At 49.3% G+C, this 23,096-nt stretch carries 24 protein-coding genes and 1 pseudogene; 16 read left to right on the top strand and 9 right to left on the bottom strand.

Translation table 11 applies throughout. The annotated features are described in order from the left end of the window. The 8 genes from Q0413_RS05485 to Q0413_RS05520 form a co-directional block, all read right to left on the bottom strand. The coding region (locus tag Q0413_RS05485) for a hypothetical protein (RefSeq protein ID WP_298987977.1) at window positions 1–631 on the bottom strand (631 nt) is incomplete at its 3' end. Between the two features lie 167 nt (window positions 632–798). Then, entirely contained in the window at window positions 799–1,233 is a 435-nt protein-coding gene (locus Q0413_RS05490) for a hypothetical protein (protein ID WP_298987978.1), read from the bottom strand. Window positions 1,234–1,256: 23 nt separating this feature from the next. After that, the gene (locus tag Q0413_RS05495; protein ID WP_298987979.1) at window positions 1,257–1,529 is read right to left on the bottom strand and encodes a hypothetical protein; all 273 of its coding nucleotides are present in this window, start codon (window positions 1,527–1,529) and stop codon (window positions 1,257–1,259) included. A gap of 17 nt (window positions 1,530–1,546) precedes the next feature. Continuing rightward, window positions 1,547–1,900 (bottom strand): hypothetical protein, encoded by a 354-nt coding sequence (locus tag Q0413_RS05500; RefSeq protein WP_298987981.1) that lies wholly within the window; start codon window positions 1,898–1,900, stop codon window positions 1,547–1,549. Window positions 1,901–2,017: 117 nt separating this feature from the next. Then, complete coding sequence (locus Q0413_RS05505) at window positions 2,018–3,370, bottom strand: coproporphyrinogen III oxidase family protein (protein ID WP_298987982.1); 1,353 nt, start codon at window positions 3,368–3,370, stop codon at window positions 2,018–2,020. A gap of 69 nt (window positions 3,371–3,439) precedes the next feature. Then, window positions 3,440–3,787, bottom strand: a complete 348-nt coding sequence (locus Q0413_RS05510; RefSeq protein WP_298987983.1) for an AzlD domain-containing protein — start codon at window positions 3,785–3,787, stop codon at window positions 3,440–3,442. Further along, window positions 3,787–4,545 (bottom strand): AzlC family ABC transporter permease, encoded by a 759-nt coding sequence (locus Q0413_RS05515; RefSeq protein WP_298987984.1) that lies wholly within the window; start codon window positions 4,543–4,545, stop codon window positions 3,787–3,789. Before Q0413_RS05515 ends, Q0413_RS05510 begins: the two co-directional genes overlap by 1 nt. A 221-nt stretch (window positions 4,546–4,766) precedes the next feature. Further along, window positions 4,767–6,329: an inorganic phosphate transporter gene (locus Q0413_RS05520; RefSeq protein ID WP_298987986.1), complete on the bottom strand. Its 1,563-nt coding sequence runs from the start codon at window positions 6,327–6,329 to the stop codon at window positions 4,767–4,769. A 173-nt stretch (window positions 6,330–6,502) separates the two neighbouring features. On the opposite strand from Q0413_RS05520, the gene Q0413_RS05525 reads away from it, so the two are divergent. The 15 genes from Q0413_RS05525 to Q0413_RS05595 are packed head-to-tail and all read left to right on the top strand — an operon-like array spanning window position 6,503 to window position 21,745. Beyond that, window positions 6,503–6,892, top strand: coding sequence for an NAD(P)H-quinone oxidoreductase subunit 3 (locus Q0413_RS05525; protein ID WP_005869774.1), 390 nt, complete (start codon window positions 6,503–6,505; stop codon window positions 6,890–6,892). Next, window positions 6,874–7,383 carry an NADH-quinone oxidoreductase subunit B family protein gene (locus tag Q0413_RS05530; protein WP_005869772.1) on the top strand — a complete coding sequence of 170 codons (510 nt, stop codon included), beginning with the start codon at window positions 6,874–6,876 and terminating at the stop codon, window positions 7,381–7,383. Before Q0413_RS05525 ends, Q0413_RS05530 begins: the two co-directional genes overlap by 19 nt. Next, entirely contained in the window at window positions 7,383–8,171 is a 789-nt protein-coding gene (locus tag Q0413_RS05535) for an NADH-quinone oxidoreductase subunit C (RefSeq protein WP_298987988.1), read from the top strand. Before Q0413_RS05530 ends, Q0413_RS05535 begins: the two co-directional genes overlap by 1 nt. Continuing rightward, window positions 8,171–9,397, top strand: a complete 1,227-nt coding sequence (gene nuoD / locus Q0413_RS05540) for an NADH dehydrogenase (quinone) subunit D (RefSeq protein WP_298987990.1) — start codon at window positions 8,171–8,173, stop codon at window positions 9,395–9,397. The genes Q0413_RS05535 and nuoD overlap by 1 nt, the downstream gene beginning before the upstream one ends. Further along, window positions 9,394–9,624, top strand: coding sequence for an NADH-ubiquinone oxidoreductase subunit E family protein (locus tag Q0413_RS05545; RefSeq protein WP_298987993.1), 231 nt, complete (start codon window positions 9,394–9,396; stop codon window positions 9,622–9,624). Before nuoD ends, Q0413_RS05545 begins: the two co-directional genes overlap by 4 nt. After that, complete coding sequence (locus Q0413_RS05550; protein WP_298987994.1) at window positions 9,621–10,328, top strand: hypothetical protein; 708 nt, start codon at window positions 9,621–9,623, stop codon at window positions 10,326–10,328. The genes Q0413_RS05545 and Q0413_RS05550 overlap by 4 nt, the downstream gene beginning before the upstream one ends. A 1-nt stretch (window position 10,329) precedes the next feature. Beyond that, complete coding sequence (locus Q0413_RS05555; protein WP_298987995.1) at window positions 10,330–12,999, top strand: NADH-quinone oxidoreductase subunit G; 2,670 nt, start codon at window positions 10,330–10,332, stop codon at window positions 12,997–12,999. Beyond that, window positions 12,996–13,991 (top strand): NADH-quinone oxidoreductase subunit NuoH, encoded by a 996-nt coding sequence (gene nuoH / locus Q0413_RS05560; RefSeq protein WP_297881368.1) that lies wholly within the window; start codon window positions 12,996–12,998, stop codon window positions 13,989–13,991. The genes Q0413_RS05555 and nuoH overlap by 4 nt, the downstream gene beginning before the upstream one ends. A gap of 11 nt (window positions 13,992–14,002) precedes the next feature. Further along, a complete protein-coding gene (nuoI, locus tag Q0413_RS11245; protein WP_366939655.1) occupies window positions 14,003–15,199 on the top strand; it encodes an NADH-quinone oxidoreductase subunit NuoI in 1,197 nt (398 codons plus the stop codon). Continuing rightward, the gene (locus tag Q0413_RS05570) at window positions 15,196–15,723 is read left to right on the top strand and encodes an NADH-quinone oxidoreductase subunit J (protein WP_297945223.1); all 528 of its coding nucleotides are present in this window, start codon (window positions 15,196–15,198) and stop codon (window positions 15,721–15,723) included. Before nuoI ends, Q0413_RS05570 begins: the two co-directional genes overlap by 4 nt. 1 nt (window position 15,724) lies before the next feature. After that, complete coding sequence (nuoK, locus tag Q0413_RS05575) at window positions 15,725–16,048, top strand: NADH-quinone oxidoreductase subunit NuoK (RefSeq protein ID WP_297948138.1); 324 nt, start codon at window positions 15,725–15,727, stop codon at window positions 16,046–16,048. After that, complete coding sequence (nuoL, locus tag Q0413_RS05580; protein ID WP_298987997.1) at window positions 16,041–17,888, top strand: NADH-quinone oxidoreductase subunit L; 1,848 nt, start codon at window positions 16,041–16,043, stop codon at window positions 17,886–17,888. The genes nuoK and nuoL overlap by 8 nt, the downstream gene beginning before the upstream one ends. A 7-nt stretch (window positions 17,889–17,895) precedes the next feature. Continuing rightward, window positions 17,896–19,425 carry an NADH-quinone oxidoreductase subunit M gene (locus Q0413_RS05585; protein ID WP_298987999.1) on the top strand — a complete coding sequence of 510 codons (1,530 nt, stop codon included), beginning with the start codon at window positions 17,896–17,898 and terminating at the stop codon, window positions 19,423–19,425. Then, entirely contained in the window at window positions 19,415–21,190 is a 1,776-nt protein-coding gene (locus Q0413_RS05590; protein ID WP_298988001.1) for an NADH-quinone oxidoreductase subunit N, read from the top strand. Before Q0413_RS05585 ends, Q0413_RS05590 begins: the two co-directional genes overlap by 11 nt. A 54-nt stretch (window positions 21,191–21,244) precedes the next feature. Then, window positions 21,245–21,745, top strand: a complete 501-nt coding sequence (locus Q0413_RS05595; RefSeq protein ID WP_298988003.1) for a hypothetical protein — start codon at window positions 21,245–21,247, stop codon at window positions 21,743–21,745. Window positions 21,746–21,996: 251 nt separating this feature from the next. Here the strand turns inward: Q0413_RS05595 and miaA are convergent, their stop codons facing one another. After that, on the bottom strand, window positions 21,997–22,902 hold the full coding sequence (gene miaA, locus Q0413_RS05600; protein WP_298988005.1) for a tRNA (adenosine(37)-N6)-dimethylallyltransferase MiaA: 906 nt from the start codon (window positions 22,900–22,902) through the stop codon (window positions 21,997–21,999). Window positions 22,903–22,998: 96 nt separating this feature from the next. Here miaA and ubiA point away from each other — a divergent pair. After that, window positions 22,999–23,096 (top strand): annotated as a pseudogene (ubiA, locus tag Q0413_RS05605) (4-hydroxybenzoate octaprenyltransferase); the annotation flags it as partial.

Below are 23,096 nucleotides of genomic sequence, written 5' to 3' on the forward strand. Positions count from 1 at the left end.
ACACCTCTATAACCACATCCTTATACTTTTCATAAAGCTTCGGCTTTAAAATTTTATCACGATACTCTTTGCCCGCCTTAGTCATACACATCCAGTGGCTAAATCTGCTCCATGTGTTAGGGTCTTTCCAAGTTATCTCTGCTTGGGGAGTTATTTTGTCCTCCTCTAAAAATTTATATCCAAAAAAGAAATTATCTCTAAAATAGATCCACTTCTCATAAAGCGACATACCCAGATCGATCTTGGATAAATTCGTATCGAAGTCAGCCCATTTCTTTCTTAAATTTCCGCGCTCTATGCCGAAGTCTATCATACCCCCTAAAAATAGTTGACCCATTACTCCGAAGTATTCTCCCGCGTATGTCGGATAGGCTGAAATTTCAGGATTATCTTCGTCTGCTAGCTTATAGTCGCTTTGGATAATCCCATATAGTTCAAACCATTCGTACCAATCAAAGATTTCATATTCAAGGTAATCCAAAATATCTTTTTTCCTGGTACCCGGAATTTTAGCTAATATGCGAACAAACGAATCCATCCAGCAATCAAATCCTAAAGCCTTATAAAGTTCTTCATCTTTGTTAAAAACCCAGCCGTATAGTTCATTCGGTTTTAAAATTTTAAATTTCATAGTATCTCCTTTTTAAATTTAATCGGTTGCCGATAGAATTTACCTCATCGATCCGTTTGGTTGATCTCATATAAACTCGTTAATATAAAAATTATTTGATTCCGAGAGTTTAGGCATACTTTTTATTATTTCATCTAAATCGACGCTCTTTATTTCGGCGCAATTTTTTACATCGCCGCAGATGCCGATAAAATAAGATCGCCTCTATTTTTGCCTATAAATTTACCCTTTGCGTAATAGCCGCCTTCAAATCTTTCATAGGCTATATAATATAATATTTGCTTTAAAATTTCACTTTGATCCAGCTTGAAGTAGGTGCAGAATTTCGCGCCCTGTATATCTTGCGATATGTTGGTGGCGCCTACGGAGCTTTTTTCATATTTTTTAAGATCTATTTTTCGGATATTGTTTTCATCTCCTTCGCCGATTGCTCCAAGCATGCGAAAATCCCTGTCTATCTCGCCGTAAATATCAAAAAACAGATAGCTGCCCTTAAAGCTTTTATAGGCGAATTCCTTTACGGCATCCTTAACAATTTCGATATTTGCAAGCGTAACTTCGGTCTTTTTGCAAGATTCGTTTTTTATCTCGACTTCGATCATTTAAGCTCCTTTATTTGTCTTGCTTAATTTAAATTTTTCCAATCCTCTTTCTTTACGCCGAATTCAAATTCAGCCTGCTTAAACGCACCCTCTATGCTTTCATGATAGGTATCGGTTTGCTCTTTTCCCGATTCGTCGAGATAGAACAGATAAAATCCGCTATCGCCGTCGTATTGAACGATGCTTAAAGCAAACGGCTGCGGCAAAATTTTATTGCCGTCGTAATGAGTAGTATTTCCGGTAGCTACGAAGCTCTTTTTACTATCTTTCAGATAAATTTTATATAGCTCTTTCATAATGCTTTCGCTAAATTTTAATCGCGTATTAAAAATTTCTTTTCCAAGCCATCTTTATTTACGGTGATTATCTTCGAGTTCGGAATATTTAAAAATTTTATAGCTTTTTCGTCCAGCTCTGACAATGGCTCCTCGTGATTATATTTGGTTTTAAAGTAATATAAGAAAAGATCGGCCGTTCGATTTTCATCCATAAGTTGCATTATACACTCATCGTTTGGACGACCGCTATCATATCGGTTTATCATCATAAACGCCTCGCAGCTTTTATGAAACGGGAAGCGGCCGAAGTTAAAAAGATTGCCGACGAGCTCAAATACAAGGACAAAAAACAGAAATAAAATGAATAGCTTGATTATTCTGCGTTTCATTGCGGCGTTTCCTAAATTTTGAAATCAAAAATTCGTTTGTGTTTTAAATGCCAGACGGTATTTGCGCTCAAGTCGCGGATGCGCCTAAGCGCTAGTAGCGGCGGTCGGGCGCAAAATTTACGACGCTATCTCGCTTTTTGCCGCGCTAGCTGCTGCGGATTCGCTTTCGTCCATGATAATGAGCTGTCTAGCGCGCTTAATCTTGGCATCGTCGCGAAACGCCGCGCGCACCTTGTCCATGCCGGTGTAAAATTCCTTCATCAAAACAAGGCACAAATACGCGCCGAATTCCGTCGTGCGGATGATCTCGCCCTCGATCCGCACGGCTCCTGCAAGCCTTAGCAGGCTAAGCTCTCTGCCCAGTTCGCGACGCAAATTTAGATCGTTTGCGGCGTTAAATTTAGCGATATCGATCTCGCCGTTAAAAAGCTCGGTCAAAAAGAGGTATTTCGCGCGCTCGGATCTGCTAAAATCGCAAGTGGCGATGACGGTGCTTTCGTTTTTGCGCACCCTGCTTGCGTATTCTTCGAGGTTGAACGCATTTACGAGCAGCCTGCCGCCTAAAAAGCTAAACGCGCCGCTTCCGATGCCCACGTATTCGTGGTTTGTGCCTACATACTCGTCGTTGATGTTTGATTTTTCGCGAGCGAAAGCCCATGCGTTGCTGCGGTGCCAGCTAGAAAATTCCTTGCAGATGATGGAGTAAAACTCCTCCTCGCGGTCTATGTTGCTAACGCCGAGGCTCCGCGCTATTTGATCGCGCATTAAAGGCGATTTCATCAGCGGATACAGCGTGATCTGTTCGGGTTTCACCGCCTTTGCCGCTTCGATGTCGCGAAGTAAAATTTCGCGCGTTTGAAACGGAAAGTTAAAGATCAGATCCAGGCTTAAAATCGGTAAAATTCCGACTGCACGGGATAGCTTTTCTTGCAAAATTTCGCCCGAGCCGAATTTGTCGTAGCGCGAAGCTTTGCGTAAAATATCGTCATCAAAGCTCTGAACCCCCACGCTTAGGCGGTCTATTAGCCCGCGAAATCGCAGCAAGCTCTCAGGCTCGATGTGGTTGGGATCGCTCTCACACGAAACCTCTTTGATGCTAAAAAGCGACTTGGCAAGCTCCAGCGTGCGCGCCAGCTCATCCTCGTCTATAAGCGTCGTGCCGCCACCGACGTAAAGCGTCTCAAAGTCGTAGCCCGCGTCTTTCGTGCGCTGCATCTCTACGCGTAGCGCGCCGAAATACGCCTTGCACGCGCCGCGCTCGTAGGCGTATTTGTGAAAGGAGCAGTACGGACAAAACGTGTGGCAGAAGGGCACGTGCATGTAGAGCATATATTTTTTATCGGGGTTTGGAATTTTAGCGATATTTTCCTGCGTGATGTCGATCCTGAGGGAGTTGTAGAGGGATTTTTGCATGGTGTCGGCGGCATATTTTTTGGCGAAGCTATGCACCATTTGACTGATAAAATTCATAAAACTTTAACCTTTTTTAAACTTAAAAACTAATTTTTGAAGTTTATCGAAAACTAACTTATAAATTTATCAATAATTTAATAAAAAGCGCAGTGCCGCCATATATATTAGCGTAGGAAGCGCTATTGTAACGAGCGAATTGCGAAATTTAGCATGCACGACAAACGCCATAATTAGGCAAAATAGCAGCGCCGCCGTTTGCAGCACGTCCGTGCTAAAAGCCCGCTCGCCCGAAAAGCTAGGCAGCATCGTATTAAGCGCGTAGATCGTCAAAACGACCATTATCAAAAGGCCCGAGTTTTTCTGCAGATACGATAAGCTTGGACTCGCGGTCTTTTTCTTAAAAAGCAGCAGCGGCAAAAATCGCGTCAAAATCGTAGCGAGCGAGGCCAGAAAGATATAGGGCAAAATTTCCACTACCTGCTCCTTTTTAAGAATTTTCGCAGCCTGCGTCCCGCGTACGAAGGTCGCTCGAAGTATTTACGAAAGAGCAGCAATACCGCAGTGCCAAAAATCAGAGTGCCGAATAAAAAGTATTTTGCAGGAAAGATAAAAAGCCCCACAAACGCGCAGCCAAAGCCCAGAAATAGCACTTTGTACTGCGGATTTGCTTTGAAAACCTCATAGGTTAGCATCGCAAAAAGCGCCGTCAGGCTAAACTCTACTCCGCTAAAATCAAGCTTCAAGCTTGCTCCCAAAACAGCCCCTGCAACGACGCCCGCAACCCAGTAGCATTGATTTAAAACAGCGGTTAGATTATAGAGCAGATCAAGCTCTTTTAATCTTTGTGGCGTTACGGGTCGCTCGCCGCTAAGCTCCTCGGGACGCAAAAACGCGCGCGCTTTTAGCAGCGCAAAGGTTTCATCCGTAAGGGCATATACGGCGTAAATTTTATGACGCACGAAGCGTAGCTCGTCCAGCAGCGACATCGTATAGAAAAAATGGCGAAAATTTAGCAAAAACGCCACGACGAAGGTATCTACGAGCGAGGCGTGGGTTACGATGAAGGCGATCAGCACGAATTCCACGCTGCCTGCGTAGATCAGCAGTGAGGTTAGCGCCAGTGCCCATACGGGCAGGTCTTGGCTGATGCCGTAGATACCAAACGCCAGCCCCAGCGGCACGTAGCCCATCATCACGGCGAGGGTGGATCTAAAAATTTCAAATTTACTCATAGCTTTCCTAAATTTAAAAGCGCGATTGTAACTAAAATTTTATTAAATTTTACAGGGCGTGCGGGCGGAATCCGTGCCGCTGGAAGCGAGTTTTATGCGGTGATGCGCCGCAATATGAGCTGCAAAATTTGCTCGCTTCGGCGCCGTGAAATTTTAAAATTTAGCCTGCGTAGAATTTTGCGAAATTTTAAAATTTTAGAGAGCGGATTTTTAAATTTAGCCTAAAATACGTGGCGCAAAAGCACGAATGCAAACGCCGAAAGCAGCGCCGAGACGGGCAGGGTGATGATCCACGCTAGCCCGATCGGCTTCATCAGCGACCAGTTCGTGCTGTGATTTACTAAGCCGATTCCTAAAATCGCGCCGATTAGCACGTGAGTCGAGGAGATCGGAAGCCCCAGCACCGATGCCGCCATGACGACGACGGCGCTTGCGAGCTCGGCGCTAAAGCCCGAGGCTGGGTGGATTTTCGTAAGATTGGTGCCTACGGTGGCGATTACTTCTTTGCCGATGAACCAAAGCCCCGCTATGAGGGCTACTGCGAACATTATCATAATCTGCTGCGGCACGGGAGTGGAGGGATTGATACTATTCGTAGCCATCGTATCGATGATGGCGGCGAACGGACCCACGGCGTTTGCGATGTCGTTGCTGCCATGCGAAAACGCAAAGCCGCTAGCGGTGAGCACCTGCAGCCAGCTAAACATCAAAAACGCAGATTTGTTTAAATTTGAGCGGCGCAGGGTTTTAGCGAAAATAAACATCAAAAGCCAGGTAATCAGCGTCGACATACCGATGATGAGGTAGTTGTAAAAATTCGTAAGCCCGAAATTTAGATTATGCAGCCCCTTAAATATCAGCATCGCCGAGATCACGAAGGCGCCGATACCCGCTACGGCAGGGATCCCGTACTCTAGGGCTTTGTGAGATTTTAGCTTCTCTTTTTTCGCGTCAAGCTCGATCACCTTTTTATAATACTCGCTATCCAGCTCGCTTGGATCAAAATCGGGATCGCGCATCGCGTAAATATCGTGATTTAGCGCCTCTGCATAGGCGATCTTTTGAATGTCGTCCAGAGTCTCGAAGGTCTTTTTGTGAAGCTTACGGAGAGATTTTTTTTCGCGCTTTATGCGGTCGATCTTTATTTGAGCGTAGCGGTTGTAATCCAAAATATAATGTTTGATGAGCCAGAAAATTCCAAAGGAGATCACTCCGCCCAAAATCGGCGAGAGTACCCAAGAGATCGCTATTTTTCCGATCTTATCCCACTGCACGAGCCACAATGCGGAAGTCTCTGCGGTATTAAGCAGGGCGCCTAGCGTAAGTCCCGAGCCCACGATACCGCCGATGATCGCATGAGTAGTGGATACGGGCAAACCCTTTCTGCTGGCAAAAAGCAACCATGCCCCCGCCGCAAAAAGCGCGCTCATCATTACGTAGATAAAGTCTCTAGGATGCACGTCCATTTTGCTAAGATCGATTATGCCACTACGGATCGTCGAGGTTACTTCGCCGCCTGCGATTACCGCGCCGCTTGCTTCAAATACCGCCGCGATACAAAGGGCTTGCGCGATGCTAAGAGTGCCGCTTCCGACGCTGGTGCCGAAGGAATTCGCCACGTCGTTTCCGCCGATATTAAAGGCCATAAAGATGCCCAAAAATACCGAAACCAAAAATAGCATTTTATCGCCGTTTCCTATAAAACCGAATCCCCAGATAAGAAAATAGATTGTTACGCCGCAGAATATGCCGTAGAAAATGAGACTTATCTTGCTAGATTTCATAGCTCTCCCTTAAAATCCGCGAAATTTTACCACACGCGCCTTAATCCCCACTAAATCGCACGGGCGAGGTATATAAATTTTAATTTTAAAAGCGAATTTAGTGGCGCGCGCTAAGCTTTATTAAATCAATACTTCGTTACAATCCACATTAAATTTTAAAACCGAGGCGAAAAATGTCTAGAATTCCGCTGCAAAGCCCGTATTTCGGAATATTCGTAATGCTAATCCTAGCTTTTTGCGTCTTTTCGCTCATCGTTAAACTATCCTCTTTGGTAGGCTCGCGTTTAGCAGATAGGCGCGACGAGCGGCTAAAGGGCGAAATTTACGAAAGCGGTCCCGAGGCCGTCAAACAGCCTAACCGAATGAACTCCCACTTTTTTTTGATAGCCGTGCTTTTCATACTTTTTGACGTCGAGATTATCTTTATGTTTCCGTGGGCGGTAAATTTTAAAATTTTAGGCGTGTTCGGGCTCGTGGAGATGGCGTTTTTCATCGTATTGTTAGGCATCGGTTTCATCTACGCCTGGAAAAAAGGAGCGCTAAATTGGCAGAGCATAAGATAAACTACGCGCGCGAAAACGGGCTTCCAGTAGTTCTTACCACCGTCGATAAGCTGATTGCGTGGGGCAGAAGTAACTCTTTGTGGGCGATGACGTACGGGCTTGCGTGCTGCGCGATCGAGATGATGGCGGCGGGCGCGGGCAGATTTGACTTTGACCGCTTCGGCACGATATTTCGCGCAAGCGCTAAGCAATCAGATGTGATGATAATCGCAGGCACGCTTAGCAAAAAGCACGCCGAGTTTACGCGCCGCCTATACGACGCGATGCCCGAGCCCAAATGGGTCATAAGCATGGGCAGCTGCGCCAATACCGGGGGGATGTTTAATACCTACGCTACGGTGCAGGGCTGCGACCGCATAGTGCCCGTGGATATTTATCTGCCCGGATGCGCGCCGCGCCCCGAGACGTTGCAGTTTGCGATGATGGTGCTGCAAAAAAAGATCCGCACCCAAACTCCGCGCCGCGCGCAGAAAGCAAAAAGGCTGATCTGATGAGAAAATTTAATCCCAAAGGCGATCAGGGTAAAAAAAATTACTACAAAGATAGATTTTTCATTCCCGAGGAAACGCCTAAATCCAGTGCAAACGAGAGCGATTTCAAAGACGATCTGGACGCGCTTGAAGGCGTCCAAATTTTAAACTCGTACGTGGAATTTAACACTCTCGTACTCTATGTGGAGCCTGCGCAAAATTTAGCGGCGCTGCGTGCGCTTAAAGGCGCGGGATATGAAATTTTATGTGAGCTAAGCGGTGTGGATTTTACCGAGGCTCGCGGCGGCATCGAGGTTTTTTATCAGCTTTTGGATATCAAAAGAGCGCGCCGCGCGCGGCTAAAGTGCTTCGTGCCGAACGAGAGCTTTTTGCAAAGCGCTGCGGGCATCTACAAAAGCGCGAACTGGGCGGAGCGCGAGCTATACGATATGATGGGCGTTTGGATTGAAAATCATCCAAATTTAGCGCGCCTAATAATGCCCGATGATTGGCTAGGACATCCGCTTTTGAAGTCCTATCCGCTGCAAGGAGACGAGTTTGCCAAGTGGTACGAGGTGGATAAAATTTTTGGATCTGACGCGCGCGAACGGATCGGCGAGGAGAACCGAAATTCCGCATTCGTGGATGAAAAAGATACCTTTAACTTCGCGCGGCTCTATCACGAGAGCGGTTATGGCGAGCCGCGGCCGCAAGAGAAAATTTTACAAGAATATCAAGAAGAGGGCGGCGTGCGCTTCGTAAAACGCGCTAAACGCGGAATTTACAAGATCATCACAAAGAGAAAATAATGCAAAATCGAAGCAAGCTAAGACCGTTTTTCGAAAACATCGAGTACGAGCGCGAGGGCGCGAATATGATCTTAAATTTCGGTCCGCAGCATCCAAGCGCGCACGGCCAGCTAAAGCTAGTGCTGGAGCTTGACGGCGAGCGCATCGTGCGTGCGCGCCCGGGCGTAGGCTATATGCACCGAGGCATCGAAAAGATGGCCGAAAATATGATCTACGCGGAATTCGTCCCTGTAACAGACCGCATCGATTACATCGCATCGGGTTCGAACAACTACGGCTTTTGCGCCGCGGTCGAGAAGCTCTGCGGCATCGAAGTGCCGCGCCGCGCACAGATCATCCGCACGATCTTGCTGGAGCTTAATCGCATCAGCTCGCACCTTCTGTTTTTGGGGACGCACGCGCTTGATATCGGTGCGATGACGGTATTTCTCTACTGTTTTCGCTCGCGCGAATACATACTTGATCTCATAGAAAAATACTGCGGCGCGCGCCTTACGCACAATAATATCAAAATCGGCGGCGTATTTTTGGATCTACCTAACGGCTGGCTAGAAGAGATGCTAAAATTTTGCGACGAATTCCCGAGCGATATTAAAGAATTTGAAGATATGCTCGATACGAATAGAATTTGGCTAATGCGAACCGAAGGGGTGGGTGTGATCTCGCACGAAGTGGCTCTTAGCTGCGGCTGTAGCGGAGTAACGCTGCGCGCTAGCGGGCATGCTTGGGATATCCGCAAAGAGGAGCCCTATCTCATCTACGACGAGCTTGATTTCGACGTGCCGTATGCGAGCGAGGGCGACTGCTACGCGCGCTATAAGTGTTATATGGCAGAGATGCGCGAGAGCCTTAAAATTTTGCGCCAGTGTGCGAAACAATATCCGCTAAGCGATCCGCAAATTTTAGCGATCGATCCCGCTTACGTAAATCCTAGCAAAGAGCAGATCATGACGCAAAACTACTCGCTGATGCAGCATTTCGTGCTGGTTACGCAGGGTTTGCGCCCGCCCGTGGGCGAAATTTACGCCGCGAGCGAGAGTCCTAAGGGCGAACTTGGATTTTATATCCGCTCGATGGGCGAAAGCCGCCCGTACCGACTTAAGATCCGCACGCCGAGCTTTTGGCATTGCGCGGTCTATGAGGAAATTTTACCCGGGCAGTATCTTGCCGACGCCGCGGCGATCATCGGCAGCACTAATATTATCTTAGGCGAGGTGGATCGATGAAACGCTACGATTTGAGACATCTGGGCGATAAATTTTTAAACCGTATGGGCGAAATTTTAAAAAATTCCGCTCACGGCGAGACGATGATCTTTATGTTTGAGATGGGCGATTTCAGCGCGGTTCAAAAAAGCGCAGATCTGGTGGAGGGGCTAAATTCCACGCTTTTAAGCTCGATCCGCTATAACCAAGTCGATTGGATGGTCGTCGCCAAAAAGGGGAGAGTATGAAAATTTTAAATTTAGCGCCGCTACTTAGCCTGCAGGCTCCGACGCTCGCCGCTAGCCTTAAAGACGCTGAAATTTTAAGCGTATCGCCGCTGCAAGATGCGCATCTTCCGGGCGAGCTGATAAAATGCGAGATCGGCGCGCAAAGCTTCGTGCTGGCGCTAATCTGCGCTAGTTTTTGCGACGAGCCCTATTTCGCGGAGCTGGATCTGGAGTATCTAAGCGGCGAAAGCAGCGTGGGCGAGGAGGAGATCGAGCAGATCGCGGAGTTTTTGCAAAGCGGCTGCGACGCGATTTTGATCGACGATGCGCTTATTAAAACTCATCCCGACGCCGAAAATATCAAAGCCTTTCTATCTCTCATAGCGGCGAAGTTCGGGGTTAAAATTTTAAGCTTACGCGGCGAGCGAGCGGATTTGGGCGCGCAAGAGTGGGCAAATTTAAGCCCCCTTAAAGAGCCTGAGAATTTCGACGGCGCCGTGGTTTTCAAACACGATGCGGACGATAAACTCATCGGCGGAAGGTATTTTAGCATGGTCGCAAAGATCAAGGACGGCGATCGCGTCCGCATCAAAACGCCGCACCTAAATTTGGAAAAAGAATTTATTTTGGATGAGGAGCTAAAGGGCACGATTGCGCTTTTGGGCTCGGGCGGGCAGGGCTTTGGCGGTTATAATTTCGAACTCGCAGAAATTTCTAAGGTTTAAAATGGCAAAGATCACGATCGACGGTAAAGCTTGCGAGTGCGACGAGGGCGAGTACATCTTGCAGGTCGCGCGTCGCTGCGGCGTTTTTATCCCTGCGCTTTGTTATCTAAGTGGCGGTACGCCGACGCTCGCATGCAGGCTTTGTATGGTCGAAGCGGACGGCAAGCGCGTCTATAGCTGCAACGCCAAGGCCAAGGACGGCATGGTCGTTTACAGCCGCAGCCCCGAGATCGACGCCGAGCGCGAAGCGATCACGCAGGTTTATTGTATTAACCATCCGATGGCGTGCGGGGTTTGCGATCAAAGCGGCGAGTGCGAGCTTCAAAATTTAGCCCATCTGATGCACACAAATGCTCAAAGCTACGCTATCCGCGATACGGCGCGCGAGGTGCAGGATTGGGGTTATTTGAGCTATGATCCTAGCCTTTGCATCGTTTGCGAGCGCTGTATCACCGCCGCGAAAGACCGCCTGGGCGTAGATGCGTTCAAGCTCGTTCCGCGCGGCGGAGACGCGCCGAGTAAGGAGCAAAAGGACGCAATGCCCAAAGACGCCTACGCCGTATGGAACAAACTTCAAAAAAGCCTAATCGCGCGGGTAAATGAAAATGATGATTGCGTAAACTACGGCGAGAGCGCAGCGGTCTGCCCGACGGGGGCTCTGGTAGAGAGCGCGTTTAAATACGTTTCAAACGCCTGGGAGTTGCGCCAAATCCCCGCTTCCAATCCGCACAGCAGCGATTGCGAGCTACTTTATTACGAGATCAAGCGCCGCGGCATAGGCGAGCCGCGTGAAAAAATTTATCGCGTTAGCAGCGACATAAATTTTAGCGTCCTACATGCAGGAGCACGCTTCGGCTGGGATTTCTCAAACGAGCGGGCGAGCAAAAACGAAGCGGTTTTTAGCCGTATCGTGCGCGGCATCGAGGACGGCGAGATCAAAAATATTAAATTTAATAGTTTCATCACCAATGAAGAAGCGCGGATTTTAGAGCTTTTGCGGCAAAAATTTAAACTCGCTCTGATCAACGACGAAGCGCTTGCCTATCAAAAATTCCTGCGCGAATTTTCCAAATTTAGCGGCACGAAATTTTATAATGCGGATTCGCAGACCATTAAAAATAGCGATTTCATCGTCGTTTGCGGCACGTTTTTGCGCAGCGACGCTCCAAATCTAGGCTATGCGGTAAACAGCGCCTGCAAGCTAAATAAGGCAAGCGGGATCTATTTTCATCCGTTTTGCGACGAGGGCATTAAAGGTTTTAGCAAAAATTTCATCCATCAGCCGCACGCCGCGGGGTTGGAGGCGCAGATCCTGCTTTGGATCTTGCAAAAGTTCGGGCGCGATCTGCCTGAGTGGCTGGATGCGAAACTCGCGGCGGAATTTGAAATTTCGTGCGCCGCAGCGAAGCAAAATTTAGATGAGAAATCCGCGGATTCGCAAAATTCTGAGGATTCTGCGGAGACAAATGGTGCCGAGAACGTTGCGAGTGCCAGCGGTGCCGAAAATTCCGCAAGCGCAGATGGCGCTGAAAATTCCGCAAAAAATTCCGCGCAGAATTCCGAGAATCCTGCGGAAAGTAAAATTTCAAATTTTGCCCGCACGCTCGGGCTGGACGAGCAGAAAGTGGATGAGCTTTTGGCTAAAAAGGAGAGTTTTTTGCTCATCATCGGCGAGGATTTTATCCGCACGCCAAATAGCGCCACGCTCGCGCGTCTAGCAGGCTTGGTGCAGCGCTACACGCCATTTAAGGTGCTATTGGTGCCGCCGCGCACGAACAGCCTTGGCGTCGCGCTCATCTGTGAGCTTAGTGCGCAAATGAGCGCGGGCGAGACGCTAGGCTACAACGAAGCGGGCGATATAAGCTTTGGCGTGCTGGAAGCCGATCTGGACGCACCTAGCTTGGTGCAGCAGGAGGGCACGTTTACGAACTACGACAAGCGCGTAGTGCCTACGAATGCGGCGCTTGATTACGGCGGATACGAGCTAAACGACATCGCCTGTGCGCTGGGAGTTTGCGCGGAACACACGATCAGCTATACGTCAAACTTGGGCGCGGATTTTGAGCCGGTTAAATTTGACGATTTAGAAAATTTTTATGACAACGGCGGCGCAAACCACCGCGGATATGAGCTGCGAAATGAGGAGTTTGCCGCTAGCGAGGAGGAGTTTGAAATTTCGCCTTCCGCGCCGCTTAGAGCAGGCGAGGGCGAAATTTTAATTTATGAGGCGAATCCGCTGCATCAATTCAATAAATTTAGCGGCGCAAGCAGCGGGCTTGGTGAAGCGGGCGCACTGTATCTAAGCCCTAGCATCGCCGAAAGCTTGGGCGTGAGCGCGGGCGACATCGTTAAAATTTGTCAAGCAGACGATGCGGGCAAAACGAGTGCCGCTAATAATAAAAGCGGCGCTAGTCGTGCAAAAAAAGCGGATTGCACTAGCGGCGCGCACAAAGTCGGTACCTCTGATAACGAAAATAGCGAAAGCGGCGCAGAGGGGCTCGTAAGCTTAAAGCGCGAAATCATCGCTAGCGTAAAGATCGATAGGGGCTTTAGCGGGGCGTATCTGCCGTATTTTGATGAGAAACTGCGCGGCGAGATATTTTTCAAAACTTCGCGCTACGCCGGCGTAAAAATCGAGAAAATTTCAAATTCCAAAGGAGAGGGCAGATGAGCGATAGTGCATTTTATTTCGTAGCCACCGTCTTAAAGGCGCTCGTGATTTTAGCCGTCATCGCGCTGCTCTCGGGGCTTGCGACCTACGCCGAGCGCAAGGTGCTTGCCTTTATGCAGCGCAGGATCGGGCCCTCTATGGTCGGGCCTGCGGGACTTTTGCAGGTGGGTGCGGATATGATAAAGCTTTTTACAAAAGAGGACGCGATCCCTGCGCGGGCGAATAAGCTTCTTTTCAAAATCGCGCCGATAATCTCGGCTACGGGAGCTTTCGTGGCGCTTTCGGTAGTGCCGCTGCTGCCGGAGTTTACGATCGGCGGGCGAACCATCCAGCCGATTTTAAGCGATATAAATGTGGGAATTTTATTCCTGCTCGGAGCTAGCGGCACCTGCGTTTACGGATTGCTAATCGGAGGGCTTGCGAGCTACAATAAATGGGGCACGATAGGCGCGTTTCGCGCGTTTTTGCAGATCACCTGCTTTGAGGTGATAAACGGCCTTAGCCTGATCCCTATCGTGATGATCACGGGCTCGCTATCTCTCATCGACATCGTAAGCGCGCAAAGCGGCGGTATAGATAAGTGGTTTATCTGGAAAGAGCCCGTCTGCTTTGCGCTCTTTCTCATCGCAGCCTTTGTAGAGTGCAACCGCACGCCGCTATGCCTTACCGAAAACGAAACCGAGATCGTAGCGGGCGCGGGTACGGCGTATTCGGGAATGCGCTGGGGTATGTTTTTTATCGGCGAATACGCCAATATCATAACCTACTCCGTCGTTACGACGCTGCTGTTTTTGGGCGGATTCAACGCGTTTTGGTTTATCCCCGGCGGCGTTATGATGGTGTTAAAATCAAGCCTCGTGTTTTTCTGCTTCCTATGGGCGCGCGCGGCGTGGCCGCATCTACGCCCCGATCAGCTGATGGGGCTTTGCTGGAAAGTCTGCATGCCGTTAGCTCTTGCTTGCGTGCTAATTACCGCGCTAGCGATCGTTTAAGGAGGATTGCGATGGCAAGATACGCCCAGATCGATAAACGAGCCCCTATTAACTCAGGCGACGATAAGCTTCGTAGATTCCTAACCCGCACCTTTAACGGCGAGCTTTTCGTGGGGCTGTGGGTGGTGTTAAAAAATATGTTTAAGCGCGGCGGCTCGCATACGCTTCGGTATCCTATGGAAAAATTTGTCATGCCGCCTAGATACCGCGGCGTGCACAAGCTTATGCGCCTGCTCGAAAGCGGCAGCGAGCGCTGCATCGGATGCGGCTTGTGCGAGAAGATCTGCGTAGCGAACTGCATCGCGATGGAGACCAGCCTCGGCGCCGACGGCCGCAAAAAGGTAGATAACTACTCGATAAATTTAGGGCGCTGCGTCTATTGCGGGCTTTGCGCGGACGTCTGCCCCGAGATCGCTATCGTGCACGGCTGCGAGTACGAGCTTGCGAGCGAACAGCGCGCGTATTACGGCTTTAAAGAGGATCTTTTGATCCGCGGCGAAAATTTATGTTTAAACGGCGCGGCACAGGAGTTTGCGGGCTACGGCAGCCTGGATGAAAACGCGGGCGAGCGGATCAAGATGACGCCGAATGCCTATATAAAAAGCGACGCCGCAAGCGACGAGCCAAGCTTAAAGAGCGCGGATTCAAATTTAAAAAGTAGCGCCGTGGAAAGCTTTAAAAAAGAGAGCGCCGCTAACGATAAAATTCTATTTTCAAAGGGCGCGGGCTTAAGCGGCGAAATTTTAGCCGAGCGGCAAAATATCGAGCGGGCAAGCTTAAAGGAAAGCTCCACCGCGGACGCCGAAAATTCTAAAGAAAATTCCGTTACGGACGCTCAAAATTCCGCGCCTGATTCGCAGCGAAATTCCAAAGAAAACCCCGCTTCTCAAAGCGCCGAAGATTCCGCTACGGATAGTAAAAATTTGGCGGAGAATTCTAAAGAAAATTTCGCTCCGCAGAGCGCCGAAGATTCCGCCGCTCAAAGTAAAAATTTTAAAGATAATTCGGTTGCGCCGCATGTCGAGAATTCCACAGGCGGTCTTGCTACGAACGACGATTCTGGGGAAAATTCTAAAGAAAATTCCGCCATGCAAGACGCGGGGAGTTCCGCCGCGCGAGGTAAAAAATCTAAGGCAAATTCCAAAAAGAATTCCGCCGCGGACGCTGAGAATTCTACGCAAAGCTCCGCGCAGGAGGAGGAGCAATGATACAAACTCTTGCATTTTATTTTTTCAGCGCGGTTTGCCTGGCGCTTTTTTGCATCAGCGTTTTTAGCAAAAACGTTCTTTACGCCCTTAGCGCGCTGGCCGGCGGCATGGTATTTATGAGCGGATTTTTCTTCTTGCTGGATGCGGAGTTTTTGGGCGTAGTGCAGATCATAGTTTACACGGGCGCCGTGATCGTGCTTTACGGCTTCGCGCTGATGTTTTTGGGCGCGGATAAAAACGTAAGTGAGCCGAAAAAGGGCGCAAGGCTATTTTTCGCACTTAGCGGTGTGATCGCATTTTTGCTCGTGATTATCGTGCTCGGCGCGGTGGTCGCAAACAACGTAGAAACGCTTAAAATTTTAAACACCGACGATACCGAGGCGCTTGGGATGATTATTTTTACGAAATATCTGGCGATTTTCGAGCTTGCCGCCGTGATGCTGCTCGTGGCGATGATCTGCGCTATCGTGCTTGCGCATAAGCAGATGGACGCGAGCCTGAGCTACGAAGAGAGCGAGGGATAAAATGGGTCTAAATGACTATCTGATCGTCGCTGCGATGATGTTTGGGCTCGGGCTTGCGGGTATGATGAAGCGAAGAAATTTGATAATGCTCTTTTTTTCGAGCGAAATTTTATTAAACGCCGCAAATTTAGCCCTCGTCGCCGTGGCGAAATTTTACGACAATATAAACGGCGAAATTTTTGCGCTTTTCATCGTCGCGATCGCCGCGAGCGAGATGGCCGTGGGGCTTGGGCTGCTCATCTTGTGGTATAAGAAAACGGGCAGCATAGAACTTGACAGCTTCGTAAATTTTAAAAATCCTTCCAAGGATGGACCGGATGCTTGATACCGTTTTTGTGTGGCTTTTAATTGCCCTTTTCGCACCGCTCGCCTCGGCGATCTTCGCAGGCGTTTTCATTCGCGCCAAAGACAAGATGTTTATTGGCGTAATCTGCTCGGCGCTGGTGATTTTAAGCACTATCGCGTCGCTTGCTTTGATGGAGCTCGTCTCTGATAACCGCCTAATCAGCGTAAATTTAGCCGATTTCATAAGCACGGGATTTTTGGACGCAAAATTTAGCTTTCTCATAGATAGCGTAAGTGCGGTGATGATGGTAGTCGTAGGCATCATATCCAGCGTCGTGCACGTGTATTCGATCTACTATATGTGGGATGATGAAAACTTCTCTAAATTTTTCAGCTTCCTGGGGCTTTTCGTTTTTTCGATGCTGGTTTTGGTAACGAGCGATAATTTTTTAGGGCTTTTCATCGGCTGGGAGGGGGTCGGACTCTGCTCGTGGCTGCTAATAGGCTTTTGGTATGATAGGAGCAATTACAGCTGGTGCGCCAACGAAGCTTTCATAATGAACCGCATCGCAGACCTTGGAATGTTGCTTGGAATTTTTCTGATCTATTTAAATTTCGGCTCGTTGCGGTACGAGGTGGTGTTTGCGAACGCAGCGAGCTTGGAGCCTGAAATTTTAACCATGATCGCAGCGCTTTTATTTATCGGTGCAATGGGCAAAAGCGCGCAGTTTCCATTCCATACCTGGCTGGCAGACGCGATGGCGGGTCCAACGCCCGTGTCTGCGCTCATTCATGCAGCGACGATGGTTACGGCGGGCGTTTATCTGGTGATCCGCGCAAACGCGATTTTCGCGCTCGCGCCCGAAGTAAGCGGCTTTATCGTCTGCTTGGGCGCTTTCGTGGCGGTCTTTGCGGCGTCGATGGCGCTGGTTCATAATGATCTTAAAAAGATCATCGCCTACTCCACGCTTTCGCAGCTTGGCTATATGTTCGTAGCCGCGGGGCTCGGGGCGTATTGGATCGCGCTATTTCATCTGGCGACGCATGCGTTTTTCAAGGCACTTCTATTTTTGGGCGCGGGCAACGTAATGCACGCGATGAAAGACGATCTAAATATCCAAAATATGGGCGGATTATATAAGTTTATGCGACCTACGGCGATTTTAATGTGCATAGGCTCGCTTGCGCTTTGCGGATTTTATCCGTTCGCGGGCTTTTTTTCAAAAGATAAAATTTTAGAAGCGGCGTGGAGCGCGGACGCGTATTTTATCTGGGCGCTGCTGTTTGCGGGCGCTGCGATGACGACGTTTTACAGCGTGCGTCTGATAATGCTCGTGTTTTTCGGCAAGCAAAAATTTACCCACCATCCGCACGAGGCGAAAGGCTTTGCCCTTATCGCGATGGGCGTGTTAGCCGTGCCTGCGGTGATCGCGGGCTTTTTCGAGCACGATTTTGCTGAGTTCGTGCTTAGCATACTGCCGGGTTTTAAAGCTTCGATCCCGCACGGCGTGGAGGTAATTTTGATCGCCATAACGCTAGCGATGATAAGCGCGGTAGCGATCGGCACGATTTGGACATACGGCAAAGGTAAATTTAGCCAAAATTTAAAGAACTGCGAATTTTATAAAATTTTGATCGCGCAGTATTTTATCCCGCAAATTTACGAGCGCGTGATCGTGCGCGGATACGCCAAGCTTAGCGAGATCTGTGCTAAATGCGACGGCGCGATCATAGACGCCAGTGTCGATCTGATCGCTCGCATCGCGGTAAAAGGCGGCGAAGGATCGGATCGCGTAAGCAATAGCGGAGATTTGAGCGCAAATTTAAGGTGGATGGTTTTGGGATCTTTCATTTTGCTGATTTTGGCGTTTGCGCTGTGAGGTGGGCATGGAATACTTTTTAAGTTTGGTTATATTTTTTCCGGCGGTAGCTGCGGTTTTAGGCTTTTTGATCGACGAAGCGAGCATTAAGACCTACGCCGTTACGATGAGCTTTATAGAGTTCGTGCTTTCGCTCGTTTTGTGGATACTCTACGAGCCGGTGGACGGCATCGCGTTTAGCGTGCTGCACCCTTTCATAAGCGAATACGGCATCAGCTACTTCATCGGCGTGGACGGAATTTCGCTGTTTTTAGTGATCCTAAGCACGCTGGTTACATTTTTGGCGCTGCTTAGTCTAAGCATTAAAGAGCGCGCCAAAAATTTAATCATCTGCATTCTGTTTTTAGAGATGACGATGGTGGGCGTTTTCGTGGCGCTGGATGCGATTTTGTTTTACATTTTTTGGGAACTTTCGCTTATTCCGATGCTCTATATCATCGGCGCGTGGGGCAGCGGCAAGAGAATTTACGCCGCGGTAAAATTTTTCATCTACACCTTCCTCGGTTCGATGTTTCTACTCGTTGGACTCGTAGCGATGAGCTACTTATACCACGAGGCTACGGGAGAGTATAGCTTTAATATCCTAGACTGGCAGAGCCTGTCGCTGCCGCTTAGCACGCAAATTCCTCTATTTTTGGCATTTTCGGTCGCTTTTGCGATCAAGACGCCTTGCTTTCCTTTTCATACCTGGCTTCCGTACGCGCACGGGCAGGCCCCTACGATAGGCTCGGTTCTGCTTGCCGCGGTGCTTCTTAAGATGGGTACCTACGGCTTTGTGCGATTTTCGCTGCCGCTATTTCCCGACGCGAGCGTGCATTTTAGCGGGATGATGTGCGCCCTAGCGATCGTTATGATCATCTATGCAAGCTTCATCGCCTTTGCGCAGAAGGATATCAAACAGGTTATCGCGTATAGCTCGATCGCGCATATGGGCGTCATAATGCTAGGAATTTTTTCAATGAGCCGCGAAGGAATGAGCGGCGCGGTATTTTTGATGATAAGTCACGGTATCGTAAGCGGCGGGCTTTTTATGCTCGTAGGCTTTTTATACGACCGCAGGCATACGAAGCTTTTTAGCGAATTCGGCGGGCTTGCGCGCGTGATGCCGCTTTATGCGTTTTGCTTTTGCGTCGTGCTGCTAGGCTCGATAGGCCTTCCGCTTACGATCGGCTTCGTGGGAGAATTCCTAAGCCTTGCGGGGATTTTTAAAATAAGCTTTAGCTATGCGCTTTCGGGCGGACTCGGCATCATAATGGGCGCGATCTATTCGATGAATCTTTATAAAAAGACCTTCTTCGGCGCACTCGTGCATGAGGAGAATGAAAAGCTAAGCGATCTAAACAGAACCGAGCTTTGCTCTATCGTCCCGATCTGCGTGCTGGTGGTGGTGCTCGGCGTCGCGCCGAATCTGATGTTAAAGAGCATCGAGCCTAGTGTGACGCAAAGCCTTGAGTTGATGTTTAATAAAGCCTCGCAAACCGCGACCCGCGCCTATATGGAAAAAGCAAATTTTAAGGTAAGAAGCGATGCAAAATAATCTTTTAAATTTAGCCTCGATCGCGCCTATGGCGATACTCGGAGGATTTGCCCTGCTGATGCTCGCGGTTTCGCTTTTTGCGCGCACGCTATCGTATAAATTTTACGCCGTCATCACGATATTGGCGCTAGCTCTGGGCTTCGGGCTTGTTTTTGGATACAACAGCGGCATACGCGGGCTTTTTGACGTGATGCTGGTGGACGGAATCGCGACGCTATCGATGCTTATCATGCTCGCGGGCTCGATATTTTTCATATTTCTATCTTTGGGCGCAAGAAGCGCGCACGAGTACCACACGGCGGAGTTTTTCGTGCTATTTCTATTCGTGCTCGTGGGTTATGAGTTTATGGTTGCGAGCGAAAGCTTAATGATGATCCTCGTTGGGCTTGAGACGGGCTCGCTGGCGCTTTATACGCTAATCGCGCTTCACAACCGCGCCAGATCGGTCGAAGCGGCGCTAAAATACTTCATAATGGGCGCGCTGGGATCGGGCTTTTTCGCATTCGGCGCGGCGATGTTTTTTCTATCGACCGGCTCTATGGAAATTTCAAACATCGCGCAGATCGCCAAGAGTTCAAATTTACAAACCAACGTCTTGCTTTTCGCCGCCTGCTCATTTATGATCGTCTCGATAGGATTTAAGCTCTCGCTGATCCCGTTTCACACCTGGACGCCCGACGTTTACGAGGGTGCGAGCTCGGCTATGGCGGGCTTTTTGTCCGTCGTGCCCAAGATCGCGGGCTTTGTCGTGGCGATTAGGCTGTTTGAAGCGCTGCAAAGCATCGGCGTACAGTGGCTAAACATCGTGCTCTACGCCGTTGCGGTGCTTACGATGAGCTTAGCGAACCTTATGGCGCTCGTTCAGCGCGACGTCAAACGGATGCTGGCTTTCAGCTCCGTTTCGCACGCTGGCTTTGTGCTCTGCGCGATCGTGATCGGCTCGACGCAGGCAAACGCCGCACTTTTCACCTACTGGATCCTATATGCCGTGGCGAATCTAGGGGCGTTTGCGTTCATCTGGTGCGTGCGGCAAAGGCGCGCCCGCTCGTTAAATTTAAAATTTAAAACCCAAAGCCCCGCTTTAAATTTAAATGCAAACGGCGAGAGCTCTATCTCAAACCCAAAGCCCGCTTTTTCGCAAAATCGCGAGCTAGGTTCTACCGGCGAGTTAAATTTAGGCGAAAACGGGCAAGATTCAGCCTACGCCGAGCAAAATTTTAAAACGACCGAGCAAAATTCTAAAGCAGGCGGGCCAAATTTGAAAGCGATCGAGCCTGGCGCGGAAGCGAGCCTTTTCGGCACTGAAACTTGCGAGCTAGGCGCCGAAATTTGCGAGCAAAGCTCCAATTTCGCGGCTCGCTTCGAGCATCCGTTTGAGAAATTTGACGGGCTGATCCGCACCCATCCGCTCTTTGCGCTATGTGCGGCGATCTTTATGCTCTCGCTTGCGGGCATTCCGCCGTTTAGCGTGTTTTGGGGCAAGATGTATCTGCTAAGCGCCGCGGTCAATTCGGGCTACTTCGCCCTCGCCGTCATCATGGCGGTAAATAGCGCGCTCGCACTGTATTATTATCTGCGCCTCATCGTGCGTATGTTCTTGCACGAGCCGCGGGAGGATGCGGGGCTTGACGGCTCACTGAGCGCGGTCTCGGTACAGATAAAATTTGCCGTCGTGCTAGCTAGCGTGGCATGCGTGCTGGCGCCGTTTTTGGTAAAATTCCTAACCGGCGCGGTAAATAATTTCGTCTTTTTAAGCGGGTATTGAGCTAAAATTTTAAGCGCGAATTGAACCCATCGCGCTTTGCCAACAAGGAGAGATATGTTTTTGGGCGAGCTAAGTGCTGACGGCTACGGTTTTGTGCTGCTTGATGTGCGCGATTTGAGTGAGTTTTTAAAGGAGCGAAAATGCATAGCAAAAAAGCTTCTAAGCTACTGGGACGCGCACAAGCAGCTGTTTTATGACTCCGTAAAGGGCGCTAAAGCTTTACCCTTCTACCCGCTTACGGTGCGCAGCTATGAGATCTTCGTTTGTACAGACGGGGATTTTGCGCCGCCTGCGGGCTACGAAGTAACTTTCAAGCGCGATAGGCTGTATTTCGCCCCGCAAAGCGACTCCGTGATCCTATCTAGCTTCGATGCTTTGCAGCATCGTTTCGATAAGCTAAAAAGCGGCGAACTCGAGCTAGGCTATGAGTGTCAAAGCGGCGTTGCGGGCAAGATACGAAAATTTAATTCCACGCTCAAGCTTGGCTTGCAAAGTGGCGCTTACGAGCTTTGCGCCCTGGGGTTAAAAAACAGCTCGCAGCACTTCGAGAAATAGGGCTACGCCTTTATTTTCAAGCGTAACGCAGGCGCGGAAAATCAAAATTTCAGTAGGCTTGACAACGATAAATTTAGCTTTGATATTTGCGAAGGCGATTAAATTTGACCGAAATTCTGCGTCACGCAAGGCCTCGGCGCGCCCCGCAAAATTTTAAAGATACGACCGGCGCGGTAAATTTAAATCTAAAATTTCCACTTCCTTGCCCCATTGTTTCCTAGCAAACACACAAATTTTGATAAATTTCGATTTCAAATCTCGCGGCGAAGAAATTTTAAAATTTCACGCTCCAGCTCTTGCGGCGGCGCCGAAATTTTATCCGTAAACTGCGAGCGGTTGAAGGTGCGCTGGCGCTTTGCAAGCTGTACCGTGTGCAGGCTCACGAGCTGCTCGCACTGCGCCCGCGAGATCTGTCCGCGCAAAAGCTGCCCGCACTCCTTTAGCCCGATGCAGCCTAGCGCCCTGCACTCTGAGTCGTAGCGAGCGAATAAAAACTCCGCTTCCTCCAAAAGCCCGCGCTCAAACATCGCCTTCGTGCGCGCTTCAATGCGCTGCGCAAGCCACTGCTTAGGCGCGTCGATCTCAAAAATTTTAATATCCGAAATGACGGGCGGGGCGGTGTTTTTGCGCAGAAATTTACTCGGCGCCTCGCCGCAAAATTTATAGATGCTTAGCCATTTTTTTAACCGAAAGCTATCCGCCGCGCTAAGCTTTGCGGCAAATTCCGGATCGATCCGCTGCGCTAGGGCGTAAATTTCATCGTTTGAAATTTCGCTTTTAAAATCGGGAACCTTCGGCGCCAGCCCGTTTAGCATCGCTTTGAGATAAAACCCGCTGCCGCCCGTTATTATCAAAGGCACGCTGCTACGCCCTGCAAAAGCCCGCGCGGCTGTGTATTCTTTAATAAACTCGCCGACACTGAAGTATTCGTTTGGGTAGATTAAATTTACGCCAAAGTGCCTGATCTCTCGCAGCTGCTCCTCGCTTGGCTTGGCGCTTGCGATGTCGATCTGCCGGTAAATGCAGAGCGAATCGAGGCTCAAAATCACAGCGCCGGTCTTTCGCGCGATGCTTAGCGCAAGATCGCTTTTGCCGCTTGCGGTGGTGCCGATGATCGCGATCTGCGGGCTTGCGTGCGAGTTTTGATTCTGGTTCAAGGCGTTTCCTTTCGTAAATTTTTCGTTCAAATTATATCAAATTTAGAGCTATTCTTACTTTTTTTTGATACAATGGTGCCCAAAATAAGGGACGAAATGGCTAAATTTAAAGAAATTTTATCCGATATCAACGAATTAATAGTTTTTAAACACTCGGTTTTCGCGCTGCCGTTTATCTTTACGGCGATGATTAC

Source organism: uncultured Campylobacter sp. (assembly GCF_938045465.1).
Classification (GTDB): Bacteria; Campylobacterota; Campylobacteria; order Campylobacterales; family Campylobacteraceae; genus Campylobacter_B.